The 17,517-nt window shown below is 34.6% G+C and carries 19 protein-coding genes, 2 pseudogenes and 2 riboswitches; of the genes and pseudogenes, 12 read left to right on the forward strand and 9 right to left on the reverse strand.

The genetic code is table 11. From position 1 onward, the window contains the following. Positions 1-137: 137 nt before the first annotated feature. Both ACTXGU_RS10930 and ACTXGU_RS10935 read right to left on the reverse strand, forming a co-directional pair. The gene (locus ACTXGU_RS10930) at positions 138-551 is read right to left on the reverse strand and encodes a YjdF family protein (RefSeq protein WP_443481550.1); all 414 of its coding nucleotides are present in this window, start codon (positions 549-551) and stop codon (positions 138-140) included. A 175-nt stretch (positions 552-726) separates the two neighbouring features. Further along, a complete protein-coding gene (locus ACTXGU_RS10935) occupies positions 727-945 on the reverse strand; it encodes a DNA-binding protein (protein WP_443481551.1) in 219 nt (72 codons plus the stop codon). A gap of 390 nt (positions 946-1,335) precedes the next feature. Here ACTXGU_RS10935 and ACTXGU_RS10940 point away from each other — a divergent pair, with 390 nt between their 5' ends. Beyond that, positions 1,336-1,842, forward strand: coding sequence for a GNAT family N-acetyltransferase (locus ACTXGU_RS10940; RefSeq protein WP_443481552.1), 507 nt, complete (start codon positions 1,336-1,338; stop codon positions 1,840-1,842). A gap of 12 nt (positions 1,843-1,854) precedes the next feature. On the opposite strand, the gene ACTXGU_RS10945 is transcribed toward ACTXGU_RS10940, so the two are convergent. Next, entirely contained in the window at positions 1,855-2,280 is a 426-nt protein-coding gene (locus ACTXGU_RS10945) for a ferritin family protein (protein WP_443481553.1), read from the reverse strand. 213 nt (positions 2,281-2,493) lie between these two features. Beyond that, positions 2,494-2,604, forward strand: a riboswitch (SAM riboswitch). A 92-nt stretch (positions 2,605-2,696) separates the two neighbouring features. Continuing rightward, positions 2,697-2,894, forward strand: a riboswitch (cobalamin riboswitch). Between the two features lie 375 nt (positions 2,895-3,269). Here ACTXGU_RS10945 and metE point away from each other — a divergent pair. From metE to ACTXGU_RS10970, 5 genes are all read left to right on the forward strand, one after another. Further along, positions 3,270-5,567 carry a 5-methyltetrahydropteroyltriglutamate--homocysteine S-methyltransferase gene (metE, locus tag ACTXGU_RS10950; protein WP_443481554.1) on the forward strand — a complete coding sequence of 766 codons (2,298 nt, stop codon included), beginning with the start codon at positions 3,270-3,272 and terminating at the stop codon, positions 5,565-5,567. Positions 5,568-5,970: 403 nt separating this feature from the next. After that, positions 5,971-6,807 (forward strand): YitT family protein, encoded by an 837-nt coding sequence (locus ACTXGU_RS10955; RefSeq protein WP_443481717.1) that lies wholly within the window; start codon positions 5,971-5,973, stop codon positions 6,805-6,807. Between the two features lie 136 nt (positions 6,808-6,943). Then, the gene (locus ACTXGU_RS10960) at positions 6,944-7,474 is read left to right on the forward strand and encodes a DUF402 domain-containing protein (RefSeq protein WP_443481555.1); all 531 of its coding nucleotides are present in this window, start codon (positions 6,944-6,946) and stop codon (positions 7,472-7,474) included. Positions 7,475-7,630: 156 nt separating this feature from the next. After that, positions 7,631-8,626 carry a DUF1835 domain-containing protein gene (locus ACTXGU_RS10965; protein WP_443481556.1) on the forward strand — a complete coding sequence of 332 codons (996 nt, stop codon included), beginning with the start codon at positions 7,631-7,633 and terminating at the stop codon, positions 8,624-8,626. After that, positions 8,623-8,739 carry a DUF3658 domain-containing protein gene (locus ACTXGU_RS10970; RefSeq protein ID WP_443481557.1) on the forward strand — a complete coding sequence of 39 codons (117 nt, stop codon included), beginning with the start codon at positions 8,623-8,625 and terminating at the stop codon, positions 8,737-8,739. The genes ACTXGU_RS10965 and ACTXGU_RS10970 overlap by 4 nt, the downstream gene beginning before the upstream one ends. A gap of 77 nt (positions 8,740-8,816) precedes the next feature. On the opposite strand, the pseudogene ACTXGU_RS10975 reads toward ACTXGU_RS10970, so the two are convergent. Next, a pseudogene (locus ACTXGU_RS10975) lies at positions 8,817-9,056 on the reverse strand (AAA family ATPase); the annotation flags it as partial. A gap of 93 nt (positions 9,057-9,149) precedes the next feature. On the opposite strand from ACTXGU_RS10975, the gene ACTXGU_RS10980 reads away from it, so the two are divergent. The 3 genes from ACTXGU_RS10980 to ACTXGU_RS10990 are packed head-to-tail and all read left to right on the forward strand — an operon-like array spanning position 9,150 to position 11,226. Continuing rightward, positions 9,150-9,752, forward strand: a complete 603-nt coding sequence (locus ACTXGU_RS10980; RefSeq protein ID WP_443481558.1) for an IS607 family transposase — start codon at positions 9,150-9,152, stop codon at positions 9,750-9,752. Positions 9,753-9,793: 41 nt separating this feature from the next. Next, positions 9,794-10,813 (forward strand): hypothetical protein, encoded by a 1,020-nt coding sequence (locus tag ACTXGU_RS10985; protein WP_443481559.1) that lies wholly within the window; start codon positions 9,794-9,796, stop codon positions 10,811-10,813. A 59-nt stretch (positions 10,814-10,872) separates the two neighbouring features. Further along, positions 10,873-11,226: a zinc ribbon domain-containing protein gene (locus ACTXGU_RS10990; RefSeq protein ID WP_443481560.1), complete on the forward strand. Its 354-nt coding sequence runs from the start codon at positions 10,873-10,875 to the stop codon at positions 11,224-11,226. A 231-nt stretch (positions 11,227-11,457) separates the two neighbouring features. Here ACTXGU_RS10990 and ACTXGU_RS10995 read toward each other — a convergent pair. Together ACTXGU_RS10995 and ACTXGU_RS11000 are read right to left on the reverse strand one after the other, a co-directional pair. Further along, positions 11,458-11,936, reverse strand: a pseudogene (locus ACTXGU_RS10995) (AAA family ATPase); the annotation flags it as partial. Between the two features lie 114 nt (positions 11,937-12,050). After that, a complete protein-coding gene (locus tag ACTXGU_RS11000; RefSeq protein WP_443481561.1) occupies positions 12,051-12,938 on the reverse strand; it encodes a LysR family transcriptional regulator in 888 nt (295 codons plus the stop codon). Positions 12,939-13,176: 238 nt separating this feature from the next. Here ACTXGU_RS11000 and ACTXGU_RS11005 point away from each other — a divergent pair, with 238 nt between their 5' ends. Together ACTXGU_RS11005 and ACTXGU_RS11010 are read left to right on the forward strand one after the other, a co-directional pair. Continuing rightward, a complete protein-coding gene (locus tag ACTXGU_RS11005; RefSeq protein WP_443481562.1) occupies positions 13,177-13,515 on the forward strand; it encodes a DMT family transporter in 339 nt (112 codons plus the stop codon). Further along, positions 13,515-13,826 (forward strand): DMT family transporter, encoded by a 312-nt coding sequence (locus ACTXGU_RS11010; protein ID WP_443481563.1) that lies wholly within the window; start codon positions 13,515-13,517, stop codon positions 13,824-13,826. The genes ACTXGU_RS11005 and ACTXGU_RS11010 overlap by 1 nt, the downstream gene beginning before the upstream one ends. A gap of 58 nt (positions 13,827-13,884) precedes the next feature. Here the strand turns inward: ACTXGU_RS11010 and ACTXGU_RS11015 are convergent, their stop codons facing one another. Further along, positions 13,885-15,150, reverse strand: a complete 1,266-nt coding sequence (locus tag ACTXGU_RS11015; RefSeq protein WP_443481564.1) for a Y-family DNA polymerase — start codon at positions 15,148-15,150, stop codon at positions 13,885-13,887. A 12-nt stretch (positions 15,151-15,162) separates the two neighbouring features. Next, entirely contained in the window at positions 15,163-15,492 is a 330-nt protein-coding gene (locus ACTXGU_RS11020) for a YolD-like family protein (protein ID WP_443481565.1), read from the reverse strand. A 380-nt stretch (positions 15,493-15,872) separates the two neighbouring features. Between ACTXGU_RS11020 and ACTXGU_RS11025 the strand changes: the two genes are divergently transcribed. Continuing rightward, positions 15,873-16,592 (forward strand): YebC/PmpR family DNA-binding transcriptional regulator, encoded by a 720-nt coding sequence (locus ACTXGU_RS11025; RefSeq protein ID WP_443481566.1) that lies wholly within the window; start codon positions 15,873-15,875, stop codon positions 16,590-16,592. Between the two features lie 157 nt (positions 16,593-16,749). Here ACTXGU_RS11025 and ACTXGU_RS11030 read toward each other — a convergent pair whose 3' ends face one another. Further along, a complete protein-coding gene (locus ACTXGU_RS11030) occupies positions 16,750-17,391 on the reverse strand; it encodes a trimeric intracellular cation channel family protein (RefSeq protein WP_443481567.1) in 642 nt (213 codons plus the stop codon). Positions 17,392-17,517: the final 126 nt, after the last annotated feature.

Raw genomic sequence — 17,517 nt, forward strand, 5'->3', positions numbered from 1 at the left:
TCTCATGGCCATGAGAACCCTATTATATAGTTAAAAATCACAATTGTAAATTATAGCATAAATAACTTTTTTTGTCAAATGTTTAGCGTTGGAATAAAAAAACTGACAACTTAGTTGCCAGCGAAATGAATTTTCCCTCATCTGCCTTTATGCCTATTTTTTGCTTTTTGAATTTTTATCGCTCGTTTGTACTGCTGTTGTTCTTCTTTTTGTTGTTTACTTTTTATTACTTTTTCTTTTTTTCGTTCTTCATATTCGGCTTTGATAGCTTCTTGAGCTTGTGAGGAAATAGTTTTTTGTTTTATTTCCTTTGACACTTTTCGCTGCAGTTTTTTCGGATTGATTTTCTTTTGTGCTTCTTTTTTCACCGTTATACCTTTTTGGCTATGCACAGCGATAAATGACAGCAAGTCTTTCTGTACAAAATCTAAAACTTCTTGATCTTTTGGTTCTTTACCAAAAACGTAGCGATAGGCTTTCAATTTATTAGCAGATACGGTTTCAATTAACCCGATATAAAATTGCCCATCATGATAAATGGTTAGTTTCATATAGAGTCCCTCCTCAATAAAAAATAGAATGATGGACATCCCGAGGAGGGGAAGGTTACTGACATCTAAATGATAGATGCATCCGGACTACCAACCGAATTGTGTTTTTTCATTCTTAATATGTATTATACACTATTTTACATTTTTTTGATGAATAGATAGGTCGTTTAGCTATCTATTCATCAAAAAAAAACAAACCTTTCTCTTTAAGTGCTTGTTTTAGTTGTTCCAAAGCCTTTGGTCCCATCCCATGAAGCGCTAATAGTTCTTTTTCTGTAATTTTTGTGAGTTGACTTAACTGCACATAACCTGCACCAAACAGTGCTCGTTTTGCTGGCTTTGCTAATTTTTCTGGAAAATCAGATGCTTGTTCTGTTGTTTGATTGTTTGCCATTACTAGTACACCTCATTTATTTTTGCTTTTTATTATAACAATAATTATGCGGTGAAGAAGGAACACTTTTTATTTTTTTAGCTCTTCTAGAAAATAATGATATGCTGCTACACTAAATGCTGAAATGATTTCACCTGCAAAAACGAGTAATCTAGCAGCTAATTCCATCGCTATCCACTTCTTTCCTTATTTTAATGTCGAATCATTTTTATTTTGATTATATTATATTCTAATATAATTTATCCGGTTAGTATATATACGTGGGTTTATAGCAAAAAGTTTCATAAAATTTGAAGTACTCCTAAAAAATTGTATGTAAATAACGGGAAATATAAAGCATTATATGGTACGTTAAGGATAAACCGCTATTTAGAGGGGAGTGTTTTAACGATGCTAAAAGAATCGTCAAATATTTCTATGTTTATTTACAACGAATCCCATCGTAAAAAAATGGAACAGTATTGCTTTGGGGAAACACAGTTTTCGAGCTCGCCGATACAGGTGATTGATGCACTCGAAGAAAATAAGGACATTTATCCTGTTGTCGTTAATTGTCAGGAGCAAGTGATTGGTTTTTTCGTTTTAGAAAAGCTGCAGCATCAGTCCATATTCGGAGTTTATGATCATGCAATCCTTTTCCGCACTTTTTCCATTGATGCAAATTATCGAGGAAACGGGTTGTCAAAAAAGATAATGAACGAGTTAATTTCCTTTGTAAAAGAGAACTTTCCAGACATTGATACGATTGTATTATCGGTTAATCATAAAAATGAGAAGGCCATTCGTTTATATGAAAGGATGAACTATGTCGACACCGGGAGAACGTATACTGGAGAGAAGGGAAAACAATTAGTTTTTGAAAAAAATATAGAGCACAGTTCAATTAAAAGCGGATAAGAATACTATCATTTATCTCAATAAATATAAAAACCAAACAGCATGATTTTGTTCATCCATCGCCGCCCTTGTAAATGCTTCTTTGATTAATGGATTATTTGATTGATAGGCAATATCCAAATAAAAATCGACTGCTTCTTGTTCATCATGAAAAGCAAAATCAAGCGCTTCCTTATACATTTTTGGACATGGTTCTGTGATTTTAGGCGTGTGCTGCTGTCCAGTTAGTTGTGTATAAAGTTGGGAAAAAGTTTGAAAATGCTTTTTTTCATCGTTTCTAATTTCATGAATTATTTTTTTATCGGTCTTGTTTTTTGCTAAATTTTCTATCTCTTTATAACAAGCAATTGCAGAGTATTCACCATCTATTGCTTTTGCAATATTTAAAGCCAATTCATTTGTTTTTCGTTGGTTGTTGTCGTAATAAGGGTAGTACATACTATCAGCTCCTTTTTTTAACAATCCATTATATGTAAATGGGAGTAGTGCTGGAATTTGTCCTTATGAAATTTAATATATTGAAATAATATAAAAATAAAACTTGTGTATCTGTTTTTTTCTAATTACAAAAAAAAAAATTTGAAAATTCTTTTTGACAGAAGATTATTACATGTGTTACCATCCAATTACATTAAAAAATGCAAATAAAAACTCTTATGATGAGAGGTGGAGGGACTGGCCCTTTGAAGCCTCAGCAACCATTCTAACAAAAAGAAAAGGTGCTAATTCCAGCAAAGTTATCATCGCTTTGATAGATAAGAGAGGGATCCTTAAGACAACAAGCCTCTCTAAAAAGTTAGAGAGGCTTGTTGTCTTAAGGAAAATATCATTTGTATTTTTCTTTTGAAAATTGAATACATAACAACATATTAGGTGCTGTGTAAGGTTAGTTATTTATACAGCTTAAAAGGGAAGACCGGTTAAATTCCGGCACGGTCCCGCCACTGTGATGGGGAGCAACTTATCAACTACCACTGTTTCTTTTTTGAAATGGGAAGGGATAAGGAGCATTGATCCTAAGTCAGGAGACCTGCCTATTGTGTACGCTTGTACTCTACGTGGATATAGAGAGGGGTGACTAGAATGCATTGTTGAGAAAATCGATTCATCTCAACATTATTTGTAATGCCTTTTAATCTCTCTTTTCCAATAAGAAAAGGGAGATTTTTTATTTTAAAAAAAAGCTCTTTTCAAAAGTTTGTTGTTTTTAAATAAAATAATAAACACGACTGAAGCACTGAGCAGCCTGAATACACGTAGACTCCTGCTTAGAAAAGCGAGAAAGACGAGACCCCACAGGAGCATAGCATTGATGCGGCTCGGCACTCGTCCGCGGAAAGCGAAGTGTATTCAGGCTGCGGGGTAAATAACAACAATTTATACGAAAAGAGCGTAAAAAAACAACGAACTAGGAGTGGAGAATAGAAATGAGCAATGTAAAAAATTCTAATTTAGGATACCCAAGAATCGGCGAAAACAGAGAATGGAAAAAAGCTTTAGAACAGTTTTGGGCTGGCAAGATAGAAAAAGCGGAATTTTTAGAAGCAATTGAAGAGCTTCGTTTAAGCCATTTGAAAAAACAGAAAGAACATGGAATTGATTTAATTCCAGTTGGCGATTTTTCTTTATATGATCATGTATTAGATACAGCAGCAATGTTTGGGCTTGTGCCTAAGCGTTTTGAATACAATGGCGGCAAAGTATCTCTTGAGACATATTTTGAAATTGCCCGTGGAGCGAAAAATGCTGTAGCATCTGAAATGACAAAATGGTTTAATACAAACTACCATTACATTGTTCCGGAATTGAATGATGCGCAGCCAGTACTTGTAGAAAACCGTCCTTTAAGCTTTTATAAAGAGGCAAAAGAAAAGCTTAGTATTAACGGTAAACCAGTTATTTTAGGTCCAATCACTTTTATAAAACTATCAAAAGGATATAAACAAGAGGATTTTGCAGCTATCGTAAATCAATTTGTGCCTTTATATGAAGAAGTTGCAAAGCAGCTTCAAGAAGAAGGAGTAGAGTGGCTGCAAATTGATGAGCCGATTTTATCTACATCCATAACAAAAGAAGAGTTGGCATTATTTAAGCCAGTTTATACAGCATTAACAACAGCTGCGCCAAAACTAAAATTTATTTTGCAAACGTATTTTGAAGCAATCGAGCAATATGAAGAAGTCGTTTCACTACCTGTTCAGGCAATTGGACTTGATTTTGTACATGATGAAGGACAAAATCTTGCAGCATTAAAAGAAAAGGGCTTTCCGGAAGATAAAGTTTTATTTGCTGGGGTTGTAGATGGAAGAAATATTTGGAAAGCTTCTCTTGGAAAAATCTCTTCTCTTTTAGAAGAAATTGGACACATAGTAGGAAAAGATCGTGTTGTTGTACAGCCATCTTGTAGTCTTTTACATGTACCAGTTACTGCTAAGAATGAACAAGAATTAGAGCCAGTATTAAAAGAGGCAATTTCTTTTGCGGATGAAAAATTAGCAGAAGTAGCGATTCTTGCGAAAGGCTTACAGGAAGGGAAAGCTGCGATTCAAAATGAAGTGGACAACAGTGAAAAAGCAATTGCTGCATTGGCAGCATCTTCTCACCGTAATAATGCAGAAGTACAAGAAGCGATTCAAAATATTTCTTCTTACGCTTCCGAAAGATATGCTGGATTTGAAGAACGTTTAGCTCTTCAAGAGAAAGTATTTAACTTGCCCATTTTGCCAACAACAACAATTGGAAGTTTCCCGCAAACTGCAGAAGTTAGAAAGAATCGTTTAAAATGGCGCAAAGGAGAACTTTCCAACGAAGAATATGGAAAATTTATTGAAGAAGAAACAAAAAGATGGATTGACATTCAAGAAAAATTAGAAATAGACGTATTAGTGCATGGTGAATTTGAACGAACAGACATGGTTGAATATTTCGGTGAAAAATTAGCTGGCTTCCAGTTTACAAAATTCGGATGGGTGCAGTCTTATGGTTCACGATGTGTAAAACCGCCTGTGATTTTTGGAGATGTTGCATTCATTGAGCCAATGACAGTGAAAGAAACAGTATACGCACAATCCTTAACAAAGAAGCCAGTAAAAGGAATGCTGACAGGTCCAATTACAATCTTAAACTGGTCTTTCGTACGAAATGACATTTCCAGACAACAAGTAGTAAATCAAATTGCACTTGCGCTCCGCAAAGAAGTGAAAGCGTTGGAACAAAGCGGCATTCGCATGATTCAAGTCGATGAGCCAGCTATCCGCGAAGGGCTTCCATTAAAGGAAAGCAAAAAAGAGGGCTATTTAAATGGTGCAGTATATGCATTTAAATTGTCTGTATCGTGCGTAAAAAATGAAACACAAATTCATACACATATGTGCTATTCAGATTTTAAAAATATTATTAACAGCATTGATGCTTTAGACGTAGATGTCATTTCCATCGAAACATCAAGAAGCCATGGAGAGTTGATTGAAGCGTTTGAAGTAAATGAATATAAAAAAGGGATCGGCCTAGGGGTTTATGATATCCACAGCCCGCGTATTCCAACATTAGAAGAAATCACAAGAAACATCGATCGCGCGTTAAAGGTGCTTGATTCGAAATTGTTTTGGATCAATCCAGACTGCGGATTAAAAACACGCGGAGAATATGAAACAGTTGAAGCATTAAAAGTAATGGTAGAAGCAGCCAAACAAACAAGAGCAAAGCTGCTTGTAACAGAGGGATAAGAGGAGTAATGTAGAAAAGTTTAAGAATGATCGTTTTTAGTCATAATGAAAGGATAATTAGTTCAAGATGAACTAGTTATCCTTTCTTTTTTGTCCATGGAAATATTTATTTCTTCTGTTATATTGTTAAAATAAATAATTAATTTATTTCTTAAGATAGATAACGGTCTAGCTGCAGCGCCTAGCTCTTGTGGAAAATAACCTCATGCCTCTAAAAGTAAAAAACACTTTTTTGAGTCATGAGAACATTTTTCTTCAGAGCTGTTCAAGACGCTTCCGCTTTTCTTACAAAAAGATATTTACAAACAATGGATAAACGTGATATAAATCGTTAAGACAGACTGTAAATGCAGTCAATTATTATAGAAGAATAGGATAAATGGTGAAAAATATGAAGAAAGAAATGTACAAAAAAGTAAAAGATATCGTGTTTATTTTGCTGGGATCCTTTTTATTTGCTTTAGCAGTTAATTTATTTGTTATTCCAAATAAATTTGGAGAAGGCGGCGTCACCGGGATTACAATTATTTTGTTTTACTTATTTCAATGGGGGCCAGGAATTGTTAGTTTTATTCTCAATGGTTTTTTACTTGTAATAGGATATAAATTTTTAGATAAACAGACATGTATTTATACGATAATTGCTGTTATTTTTAATTCATTATTTTTACATGTAACGGAAAACTGGCGTATTGAATCAAATGAGATGGTCATTAATGCTATATTCGGCGGTGTGCTGGCAGGAATTGGCATCGGTATGATTTTAAAAGTGGGCGGAACAACGGCCGGAACAACGATTTTAGCAAAAATTACAAATAAATATCTCGACTGGAATGTCAGCTTTTCTTTATTGTTTTTTGATTTAATTGTTGCTTTTTCTTCTTATTTTATTATAGGACCGGAAAAATTGATGATTACGATTGTGATGTTGTATATCGCAACGAAAGTAATGGAGTTTATTATTGAAGGACTGAATCCGAAGAAGGCTGTCACGATTATTTCAAGTAAACAAAGCGAAATCGCAGAAAAAGTAAATGACATAATGGATCGAGGCGTAACGGTTATGTACGGAAGAGGCTTCTATTCAAAAGATGCGAAAGAAATTCTTTATATTGTCATCAGCAAACAAGAAATGGTTACTTTAAAGAAAATTGTCAAAGAAGTAGACGAAGAAGCATTTATTGCTATTCATGATGTCCGCGATGTATTTGGAAAAGGATTTTTGGAGCTTGCTAAGTAAATAATCTAGTTTAGTAGTAAAACCTCACTTTAATTAGTGGGGTTTATTTTCTATTATATAGAAAATAAGTGATCAGCCTTGTATAGTTAAATAATGTAAGTATCAATGATAGTGGAGAAAGGAATAAATAATTAACATGACTTTTCAAACATATAAAAAAGTAATCGAAAAAAAAGTCCGTTATGACAATAAAGTAGTCGAACATAGTTGTTTATTGCTGCAAGCAGAACCGTATATCGTGCTTTTTCATAAAATCACTGATTCTTTTACAATGACAACAGTGGAAGGAAAGCACCTGACTATTTCTGAAGGCAGTTATACAACTGCTTTTTACTGGAAAGATCGGCCTTATAATGTATATTTGTGGAGAGATAGTGAAGGGAATTATTTAGGCTGCTATTTTAATATAGTGAAAAATACGTATAGGACGGATGCTATCGTCTGTTTTGAAGATTTAATGATAGATGTGCTCGTTTTGCCAAATGGTCAGGTCTTTATTTTAGATGAGGACGAGTTGCCTGAACCGATAGAGCAGTTTGAAAAGGGTCAAGTGCAAAAAGCGTTGACTCACTTAACTACTAATATGGAGATCGTGTTATCTGAAGTTTTTACTGATATAGAGAAGAGTTTTCCGCATGAAAACATGCTATTGTTCCTTAATCAGTAAGTATTGATGAAATAAATTAGGCTGTTTAAAACATAAGAGCCCTCCCGAAAATTTTACGCATCCAATTTTCCACACAATATAATGACCAACAACTTTTAAAACCGAAGATATAGAAGAAATATATGGTAAAATTTATTGAAAAGGAGGGTAATAGAAATGGAAACAAGATGTATCTATCCATACATTTATTTTTTGGGCGACCCAGTTGTGTTTGTATTTGACATAAAAGTAGAAAAATACATAAGACCATCTCAGTTAAGAGAAGCGGGAGATTGTAAAGTTTACGAACTGAAGGATGGAGAGGAGTTTGAGTCATTTGATCATATAGAAGCAACCCCAGTTACTGGCGCTGGCTATTTTATGAGTGAGGAAGGGATTGCTTTTATGACAAAAGAGGTGAACCGGCAAATTAGCCATCATAAAAAAATATCCTCCACAAGCATAAAGGAAGATTTCCATGCCCCTGTCCACCTTGTTGCTTCTGAGTCGACAGCTGGGTCTTTACGTGCTGCCCTCGATTCTCCTAATAAGGTGATTGGTTTATCAGAGTATCTGGCTGTAGGTCCAATCAGAAATTTACATACAGAAAGTGGACAAGCAGAACGGTTTGAATGGCTGTTCGATCACATTAATATGGAAATAAGTGAATTTGACCAGGAGATTCGCTTTACAAATACACTTGTCGAAATAGCAGAAATCTCAAAACATGCTCCTATTTATATTTGGTGTGGCAATAACAATGAAGAACAAACCGCACTCCGTTTTTTTCTTTATCTTTTAGCAGATAAAACAAACGATATTTTTCTTATCCATATTAATGAACACAATGACATTAAACATACTCATATCTCTATGTTTGACGATAAGGAATTAAAGATTCTTTTTGAGTATAAGCAAAAGAAAGGAAGAACTCCACTTTCCAACGAGGAAAAAATCAATTATATCGAAGAATGGATGACGTTGGCAAAGTCAAAGGAAGTACTGCGCATTTGGCAAGAGAACAAAATTGGCAGTGTTTCTGAGCAGTATTTTGATTCTATTATTCTAAAAGTAATTAAAACATTACATGAAAAGCAAGAAAATAAAGAGTTTATTAGAGTCTCTGCCATTATTGGGGAAACGATCGATCAATTGGAGGAATGGAATATATGAGTGATTCTTTTATAGAATACCGCATTCGTGATCTTGTATACAGCGGGATATTAAAGATGAAAGGGATTCCTAAATCGATGCGGCATTATCGCGTAATGCTTTCTGAAGGATAAGAGAGGCTTTACCTGTAAAAAAAGGATATTTTCATGAATGGAAATATCCTTTTTTTAGGATGTGCTTTTTATCTCTATTATTCTTCTAATAGCTCTTTCAGCATTTTCTCTCGATTATGCAAAAAGTATTTCGTAATTTGATAATGATCGGTTTCTTCATACTCCATTTCTTCTATTCTTCCATTGTCAAAGCTAAAAATTGTTGCATTTGGGTAGCCTAATAGAATAGGAGAATGGGTGGCAATAATAAATTGGCATTCACCGGATTCACTTAATTGATGTAAGAGCCGCAAAAAAACTAACTGCCTTTGCGGGGTAGAAAAACAGTTTAATTAAATCTACTTAAATGCCTCCATATCTATTTGAAAACCTCCTTATATGGTAATATAAACCATATGAGGAGGTTTTTTTTGTATAGCATTAATAAAGCATCAGAAATGTTAGGTGTCTTTATATCAACTTTGAGAAGATGGGAAAAAGAAGGGAAATTTAACTCCATTAATACAACGGGTGGTCATCGTAGATACACGATTGAAGAATTAAATAAAATAAAGAAAATTAAACCCAAAGAAGGCAAAATAACCATAGGTTACTGTCGAGTTTCTTCTTCTGATCAAAAAGAAGATTTAAAGAGACAAATTGAAACAGTTTCCACTTTTTGTATCGCTAAAGGTTACACTTTCCGAATCATTGATGACTTAGGGAGTGGGTTGAATTATAACAAAAAAGGTTTAAAAGAACTTATCGCTTTAATTCAAAGTAATAAGGTTGATAGAATAGTGGTTCATTATAAAGATAGACCCATTCGATTTGGTTATGAAATCATAGAACAAATATGTGATTTTCATGAAGTGGAAATCGAAGTGATTAATCATACAGAAGATAAATCGTATGAACAAGAACTGGTTGAAGATATGTTATCCACTATTACTGTTTTCAGCAGCCGTTTATACGGTAGTAGGAGTCATAAGCAAAAAAAGTTAAAAAAAAGCAATGGAAGAAGCACTTGCTGAAAGTGATTGAATGAAATAATTGAACAGAAGGAGGTGAGAAAATGAGTCTAATTTACAATAAAAAGATTCAAGTAATCTTCACAAAAGAAGAAGAGTTGATTCTGGATGGACAAAGTAAAATTTGTAATTGGTTGTACAATCAGCTGCTAGATGCTTGTGAAAAGGATTACAAAGAGAATAATAACTCCCTAAAGCTATTAGAAGGTCGAAATTTACGTGATTACAGTGTGTCTTTAAAAGAAAAGTACCCTTTTTTAAACACTGTATTTTCCTCTGTATTAAAAGAACCTTCGACACGTTTAAAAAAGGCGTATCAAAGTTTCTTTAAGGGAGATACGCGATATCCAAAATTCAGAAGTTGGAAAAAGAAATGGTTTAGTTTAGTGTTTGATGAACCAAATAAAGGGTGGAAAATCCAAAATAATGGTACACAAATTTCCATTTCTTTAGGGAATATTCCTGGTATGGAAACAGAAAAAGGAAAACGAAATCCGTCTATCATAGGAAATCTGAAAGAAAAAATGGAAGTACGAGAAGATGAAATACTGAAGACTTTTAGTCTATGTAAACAACAAGGAAACCATTTTTATGCTGTTTTTACTGTAGAACGATGCACAAAAAAAGAAATGGAATTTAAACAGGTTATGTCTGTTTATCGCAAAGAATATAACCTAGCTAAAAAAGAAAATAGAGAAAAACCACCAAAACCTAAGTTTAAGGAAGAAACAGTAGTGATACCGAAGAATGTTACATGGATAGCACTCGACCCGAATCATAAAAATTTCTTTGTGGGTGTAGACTTTGAAGGGAATTCCATTGAGTTTCAAAAGTTGAAGATGATGAAATACTGGGATCAGACCATTGATCAATTAAAATCACTTCGAGATGCGTGTGAAAAGAGATATCGAAAAAGAAAAACAAAACATGGTAATCCTTTCACAGTACATAGTCCTCGTTGGAATCGATTAAATCATGCGTTAAACATTGCCTATCATAAACGTCGAGAACAAATAAAGACGGCATTATACTCCATTGTGCATACCTTATATCGAAAATATTGATTATCGGTGACTATACTCCAACAAACAGAACAGCTCCTTTTAATCATATGAAAAGAAGTATGCTGAATCAAGAAAAAATGGGAGAATTTCGTAAGGTTTTGGAATGGGTCTCCAGTAAACTAGAAAAATACTACCTGATGGCTAACGAACATAATACAACAAAAGAATGTTGTGTTTGTGGGCATTTAGAGAAAAAGGAACCAAATATCCGAAGTTTTGTTTGTGCATGTTGTGGAACCGAATTGTTGAGAGACAATAATTCCGCCGTAAACATCGGTAAAAAGGTTGGCTATTCATTGGATGTTGTTGCATATAAGCACAAACTAAAAAACTTCACCTATAAAGGAGAAGCGAAATTTGGAAAGAAGATTTTATGGTTAGAAAACAACCATTCATTGCCTTGCTTAGGCTAGTTAGGAGTGTCAAAGGCACGTTTGTACTGACTACACTTATAACGACATGCTTTCCCATTCGAGAGCAAGACAGTGCTCATTTGCACCCTGAAAAAATGTTGTTCTGCCAACAAGACCTTCACGCTGCAATACGGTCTTGATTTGGGGATAAGATGATTACTCAGGCGAGACATTCTAAAAAATCTATCTACTTAGATAGTTTTGATTAGAATGGAAGAGAAAAATCAAAGCGGAGAGTGCAGCTTCTGGCTCATCTAATAAATAGATTGCTTGACCGTTAAAACGGTTTAAAAAAAGGGATAAAAACGATTCTCCATGGGATTGCTTAATGATTTGCCGCCATAATCCCGAAATCCATTTTGGGCTACTTCATCAAGATGTGTAGCAAAATGATAAAAAGATTCTGCTCGCAGAAAAAATCCATTTGAAACTTTCGGCATCCAAGACAAACGAATATACTCCCCTAAATCAAAGTGGGAGGAATGAACATCATAATAATTATTCTTGCTGCCACCAGCAGTATGAAAGCCACATTTATCGGCAATGGCTTCTAAAAGAGTCGATTTTCCAGAGCCATTTTCTCCGACAAAAAAAGTAACATTGCTTTTAAAATCTATTGATTGAAAATTTTTGATAGTTGGGATGGAGAAAGAGTATTGTTCATATGTAGGGATATTTTCTTTTATCAAACTAATTCTTTTTAAAAACATCGTATCACCTGCATTTCTTTATTTGTAAGAAGCAGCTAAATCGGAATTTAGCTGAGAATCTTTTCTTTTTTTATGCTCACTATGATAGTAAAAAAATCTTTGATCCTGTCAATATCAAATGGCTTGATTTCTTTTTCTTACTTCCTCAATCGTATTTATAAACTTGTGTTCTGCTACTCCAAGGTAGGAATCCGATCGACGGATATAAACGATATCAATATTTTTATAAGGTTCAGGGAGTGGAAATAGTCGAACTAGTCCCTCTTTTTCAAATTTCTCTACCAAAGTTCGTGACATAGCCGTAATACCAAGACCAGCAATAACCGTACCCATAATGGTTTCAAGTGTACCAAATTCCATTATTCTTGGTGTTGCCATCTGTTCTTCTTTTAGCCAATGTTGTAAGTTTTCTCTATATTGACATCCTTTATTAAATAAAATAAACGGTAAGTGTAGTAATTCTTTGCCAGATTGAACATTTTTAGATTCTTCTCGACTGGTACCACAAACAAGTACAACCTCTTCCTCAAATGCAGGAACTTGATCAAGTAATGGTTCATTGACTGGCTTCGCTACGAACGCTCCATCTAATTGATACGTTAGAACTTTTTCTATTAATTGTCTACTTACTCCCGATACAAGTGTTATATCCACCTTTTTATATTTGCCATAATATAAAGACAGAATATCAGGAAACCCTGCTACTGTTTCGACCAATCCAATGCGTAGCGACCCGACAGGATCATCTTCATCCTGGAATGCTTTATTTATTTCACTCATCAACCTCATCAGTTGTTCCCCATACTTTAAAAGTTTCTTTCCTTCCACATTTAATGTCATTCCACGTCGATGGCGATGAAATAATGGCTTCCCAATTTTCCCTTCAAGAGAACGGATACGTGCAGTTACATTCGGCTGGACATAACCTAATTTATTAGCAGCAAGACTTACACTGCCATGTTCTGCAACAGCCATAAAAATTCGTATATCTTCAACATCCATGATTATCTTTTACTCCTTATCAACTAAACTAGTTTATATAAAACAGGTATCACAATTAATGATATCTACTATAACTTATCATTATTTTACAAGATATTATTGTCAAGATAAAATAATGACCGTCATATAAGGTTACTTATAGGTTAATAAAAATGAGAGCTGATTCTAAAAAGTCATATTTAATCGTATTTGAAATTGATAAGTTTATGTATAAAATTCACATAAAAGGGGATCTGTAGTGTTTTATCTATTATTATTTCTCGCAATTATTTTAGAAGTTATCGCAGTATTTTTTCTCAATATTACGGATGGATTTACGAAATTTGTTCCAACTGTTTTAGCTATAATATTTTACTGTTCCTCTCTTACTGCTTATATCCTGCTTAATGCTAGAGGTGAAGCAGGAGTAGCTAGCGCCTTATATGCTGGAGGCGCAACGGTACTTGTTGTTATTACTGGTGTTGTTTTCTTTGGTGAATCTATTTCCTTATCTAAAATACACGGAACCTGTTTTATTATTATTGGTTCCGCTGTGCTCAACTTGAAAGAAAATTCTAAAGAAAGGGGCATTAAATAGTGGGCTATGTATTTTTAACAATCAGTTTGATTTTAGGTGTTTCAAGTCAAATGTGTGTAAAATTATCAAAAGGATTTAAAGTCCTTCTTCCAACAATAGGGGCATTCCTGCTATTGATTGTTTGTATTTATTTTGTTTCTTTAACGACAAAATATTTTGAAATGGGTGTAGTTTTTGCTATATGGGCAGGATTGACAGTTGCTAGTACTACATTGTTAGGTATATACATATTTAAAGAATCAAAAAGCACGAGAAAGCTAGTTTCTGTAGCTCTTATCATTATTGGTGTTGTGATATTGAAGGCTTTTTAATATAAAGATAAATTGGCACTTATTTTTTGCTGCAGCTAGATCGGAATCTAGCTGCAGCTTATTTTTTATGCCCACCCAATAAGGTTGCTCGCTGTAATGCCGTGCCGCCAGGTGTATAGGAAACAGCACGCAATAGAGAAGCGGGGCCGTAGCGATTGCGAATGCTGTCTACGACATAACCGATTTTTCTTTTTTTCCAGCCGTTTGTGTCAAATAAATCAAGCTGCATTTCGTAGTCGTTTTCTAATTTTGTAATGGAAATGGATAGTTGTCTAACGGTTTGCCCATTATAGTTTTCTTTAAATAACTCTAGGCAAACACGATAGATATCCATTGTAATATTTGTTGGGGTTTCAATCGTTCTGGAACGGTGAAATCCGCCGCCAAATTCATGTTTGCTGTAAGAAACGCCTAAGCTAATCGTTCTGCCTGCATGATGTTTCGTCCGGGCTCTTTTTGCCACTTCTTCACACATTTCTAACATAACGGATTTAATTTCTCTTTCTTCTTTATAATCGCGCAGGAGAATTTGGCTTTTTCCGTAGCTGATTTGTCCTTGCATAATCGGAGCGCCAATTTCTGAAAGATCAATTCCCCATGCATGGTGATAGATCTGATTTCCCATAATGCCAAATTTATTTTCCAGCAGCTTTAAATCATAGCGGGCAAGCTGCCCAATGGAGAAAATCCCCATGCTATTTAATGTTTTTTCCACTCGTCTGCCGATTCCCCACATTTCGCGCAAAGGAGAAATCGGCCAAAGTTTTTCTGGAATATCTTCATATGTCCAAGTACTGATGCCAGTAGGCGACTTTTTTGCTGCTAAATCAAGGCAAAGCTTTGCCATCAACATATTTGGACCGATGCCAATGGTACAAGGAAGACCGAAATCGAGCATAATATCGTTTTGAATTTGCTTCGCGATTTCTTCCGGTGTTCCCAAAATTTTCTCCAAACCACCTACATCGAGAAAACTCTCATCGACTGAATAGATATGGACAGCAGATGGTGGCGCATATCGAAAAAATAATTTCGTAATTTCCGTCGATACACGGACAAATAATCCCATTCGCGGGTTGCACACTTCAATTCTTGGGTCATCAGGAATCTCAAATAAACGAGATCCCGTTTTAATATGAAAATCTTTTTTCATGGCAGGAGATGCTGCTAAAACGACACTGCCTTGCCGGTCGGTGTTGCCGACGACAACAAGGTGGCAAGTGAGAGGATCTAATCCTTTATCGACAGCGATAATGCTTGCGTAAAAACTTTTCATATCCACGCAAAGAATAGATCGTTTTGGAAATTGTTTATAGTCAAACACTGTAGTCTCCTTTTAATTTTTTTGTATGTTTACTAAGGTGCGAAAAGGAATATAGTGAATGTTATTGTTTGTATCTTGGATGCGAAGCTCCTGTTTTATATGGTCGATATAGACAGTTCTTCCAGTTATTCTTTTTATTGCTCCATGTTTAAAAATGTCATAGTGAACGGTCCAATTGTACTCCATGCCTTCTAGGATAAGGAGCTCCATTTCTTGAATTTGACTTTCATCTAAAATAGGCTGTGTTATTTTTTTATCTTCTTTTAAAGCTTCCTTTATGCTTTGAACATGTTCTGGAAGCATCATTGCTGTCCATTTTATTGATCCTCTGTCTCGAATCATAACCATCATCTCCTTACATCTGTTTTCATCTTATCAGAACATTTGTTCGTAATCAAGAAGAGGGATAAAAGTTTTACAGAGAAGAATTTTCCATTCTATATCAGAATTGGTTAACGGATATTGTTTCCAAATGAAGCGGAAATATAAGACATAAATGCAGGGGAGATAAAAGCAGAACTGGCAGCTAGTCTATTTTTTTTAAAGCCTTAACACTTAACAAATAGAGCAATTAAGGTATAATAGTATTTGGTGAAAAAAATCTCTTCAATAGATAAAATGGGTATATCTAGTGAACATTTTATTGAAATAATTGAAGAAAGCATACATAGTTATTTATAATAGATAATTGAAATTGTAAAATCAGAAAGAGAGTGTTCATTATGGGTCGTAAATGGAACAATATTAAAGAGAAAAAAGCGTCAAAGGATGCGAATACGAGTCGTATTTATGCAAAATTTGGCCGCGAAATTTATGTGGCAGCGAAACAAGGAGAACCAGATCCAGAATCCAATCAAGCGTTAAAAGTAGTTCTTGAGCGCGCTAAAACATATAGTGTCCCAAAAGCAATTATTGATCGTGCGATTGAAAAAGCAAAAGGCGGTTCAGAAGAAACATACGATGAGCTTCGTTATGAAGGATTTGGACCAAGTGGATCAATGGTGATTGTGGATGCATTAACGAATAACGTAAACCGAACTGCTTCAGATGTTCGTGCAGCTTTCGGAAAAAATGGCGGAAATATGGGTGTGAGCGGATCCGTTTCTTATATGTTTGATGCTACTGCTGTAATCGGTGTAGAAGGTAAAACAGAAGAAGAAGTGTTAGAGCTATTAATGGAAGCGGATGTAGACGTACGTGATATTCTTGAAGAAGAAGATGCAGTAATTGTCTATGCCGAGCCAGATCAGTTCCACGCCGTACAAGAAGCATTTAAAAGTGCAGGTGTGACAGAATTCACAGTTGCTGAGTTGACAATGCTTGCCCAAAACGATGTAACACTAGATGGAGATGCACAAGCACAGTTTGAAAAAATGATTGATGTATTAGAAGATTTAGAAGACGTTCGCCAAGTGTATCATAATGTTGATTTAGGGGAATAAGATCGACGAATGTTTATATTGTCAAATTTTTGACGGAATCCTTAAAGTTTTGATTTATTCGATAAATGCTCCTCTCATGGATAAAATGAATTTTATCATGAGAGGAGCATTTTTTTAGGTGGCTTTTTGTTTATCTTGCTAAAAAATAGTCGGATATCTATGTCCGACTATTGGTATTTAATGTTTCATTATTTGTTTTTTTGGGTCTAGGGATGTGCCAACCATATATTAATGACAGCATTCTTAAAGAAACGATTAAAAGAAATAATATATAGATTTCTAATTTAGTTGAAGCTATTTGATTGCTAATAATGATTCCGGTTAAAATGGTCCAAAATGCATATAAATCATATTTAAAAACAAAAGGCTGCCTCTTGGATAAAGCATCTCTTATAATTCCTCCACCTACTCCAGTTAATAAAGCGGATGTAATGATAGCGCTTGAAGGAAGATTTAGCTCTTTTGCAAATAATGAACCTTGAATCGCAAAAGCGGCTAATCCAATGGCATCTAATAACCCAAATGAAAGTTCCCAATGTTTCCACTTTGTTAGTTTATGAATAGGAAGAACATATATTAAAGTGATGAGAAAAAAAGTAATGAAAAATAGCTTTCCTTGGCTCCAAAGGGTTGTTCCAGGAGCACCAATAAGCAAATTGCGTAAAGCTCCTCCTCCAAAGGCTGTAATGAAGCCTAAAGCATAGTAACCGATTAAGTCATAATCTTCTTCAGATGCAATAATTGCTCCACTTAATGCAAAAGCAATCGTTCCAATGATGTTAAAAATCTCCCAAGACATAATTACTGTTTACACCTACATTCATTAAGTTTAAAAATAGTATTGTCACTACCGATAAGTATTGTAACATCTTTTACTAGGAAGGTGTAAAAAAAGTATCATTCATTTAAAAATAATTAGGTGAAT

Source organism: Niallia sp. 01092 (genome assembly GCF_052318935.1).
Classification (GTDB): Bacteria; Bacillota; Bacilli; order Bacillales; family Cytobacillaceae; genus Niallia.

Bases quoted from the DNA above. Each gene is read 5' to 3' on its own strand.
- ACTXGU_RS10930 (WP_443481550.1), bottom strand. From the start codon at position 551: ATGAAACTAACCATTTATCATGATGGGCAATTTTATATCGGGTTAATT.
- ACTXGU_RS10935 (WP_443481551.1), bottom strand. From the start codon at position 945: ATGGCAAACAATCAAACAACAGAACAAGCATCTGATTTTCCAGAAAAA.
- ACTXGU_RS10940 (WP_443481552.1), top strand. From the start codon at position 1,336: ATGCTAAAAGAATCGTCAAATATTTCTATGTTTATTTACAACGAATCC.
- ACTXGU_RS10945 (WP_443481553.1), bottom strand. From the start codon at position 2,280: ATGTACTACCCTTATTACGACAACAACCAACGAAAAACAAATGAATTG.
- metE (WP_443481554.1), top strand. From the start codon at position 3,270: ATGAGCAATGTAAAAAATTCTAATTTAGGATACCCAAGAATCGGCGAA.
- ACTXGU_RS10955 (WP_443481717.1), top strand. From the start codon at position 5,971: ATGTACAAAAAAGTAAAAGATATCGTGTTTATTTTGCTGGGATCCTTT.
- ACTXGU_RS10960 (WP_443481555.1), top strand. From the start codon at position 6,944: ATGACTTTTCAAACATATAAAAAAGTAATCGAAAAAAAAGTCCGTTAT.
- ACTXGU_RS10965 (WP_443481556.1), top strand. From the start codon at position 7,631: ATGGAAACAAGATGTATCTATCCATACATTTATTTTTTGGGCGACCCA.
- ACTXGU_RS10970 (WP_443481557.1), top strand. From the start codon at position 8,623: ATGAGTGATTCTTTTATAGAATACCGCATTCGTGATCTTGTATACAGC.
- ACTXGU_RS10985 (WP_443481559.1), top strand. From the start codon at position 9,794: ATGAGTCTAATTTACAATAAAAAGATTCAAGTAATCTTCACAAAAGAA.
- ACTXGU_RS10990 (WP_443481560.1), top strand. From the start codon at position 10,873: ATGCTGAATCAAGAAAAAATGGGAGAATTTCGTAAGGTTTTGGAATGG.
- ACTXGU_RS11000 (WP_443481561.1), bottom strand. From the start codon at position 12,938: ATGGATGTTGAAGATATACGAATTTTTATGGCTGTTGCAGAACATGGC.
- ACTXGU_RS11020 (WP_443481565.1), bottom strand. From the start codon at position 15,492: ATGATTCGAGACAGAGGATCAATAAAATGGACAGCAATGATGCTTCCA.
- ACTXGU_RS11025 (WP_443481566.1), top strand. From the start codon at position 15,873: ATGGGTCGTAAATGGAACAATATTAAAGAGAAAAAAGCGTCAAAGGAT.
- ACTXGU_RS11030 (WP_443481567.1), bottom strand. From the start codon at position 17,391: ATGTCTTGGGAGATTTTTAACATCATTGGAACGATTGCTTTTGCATTA.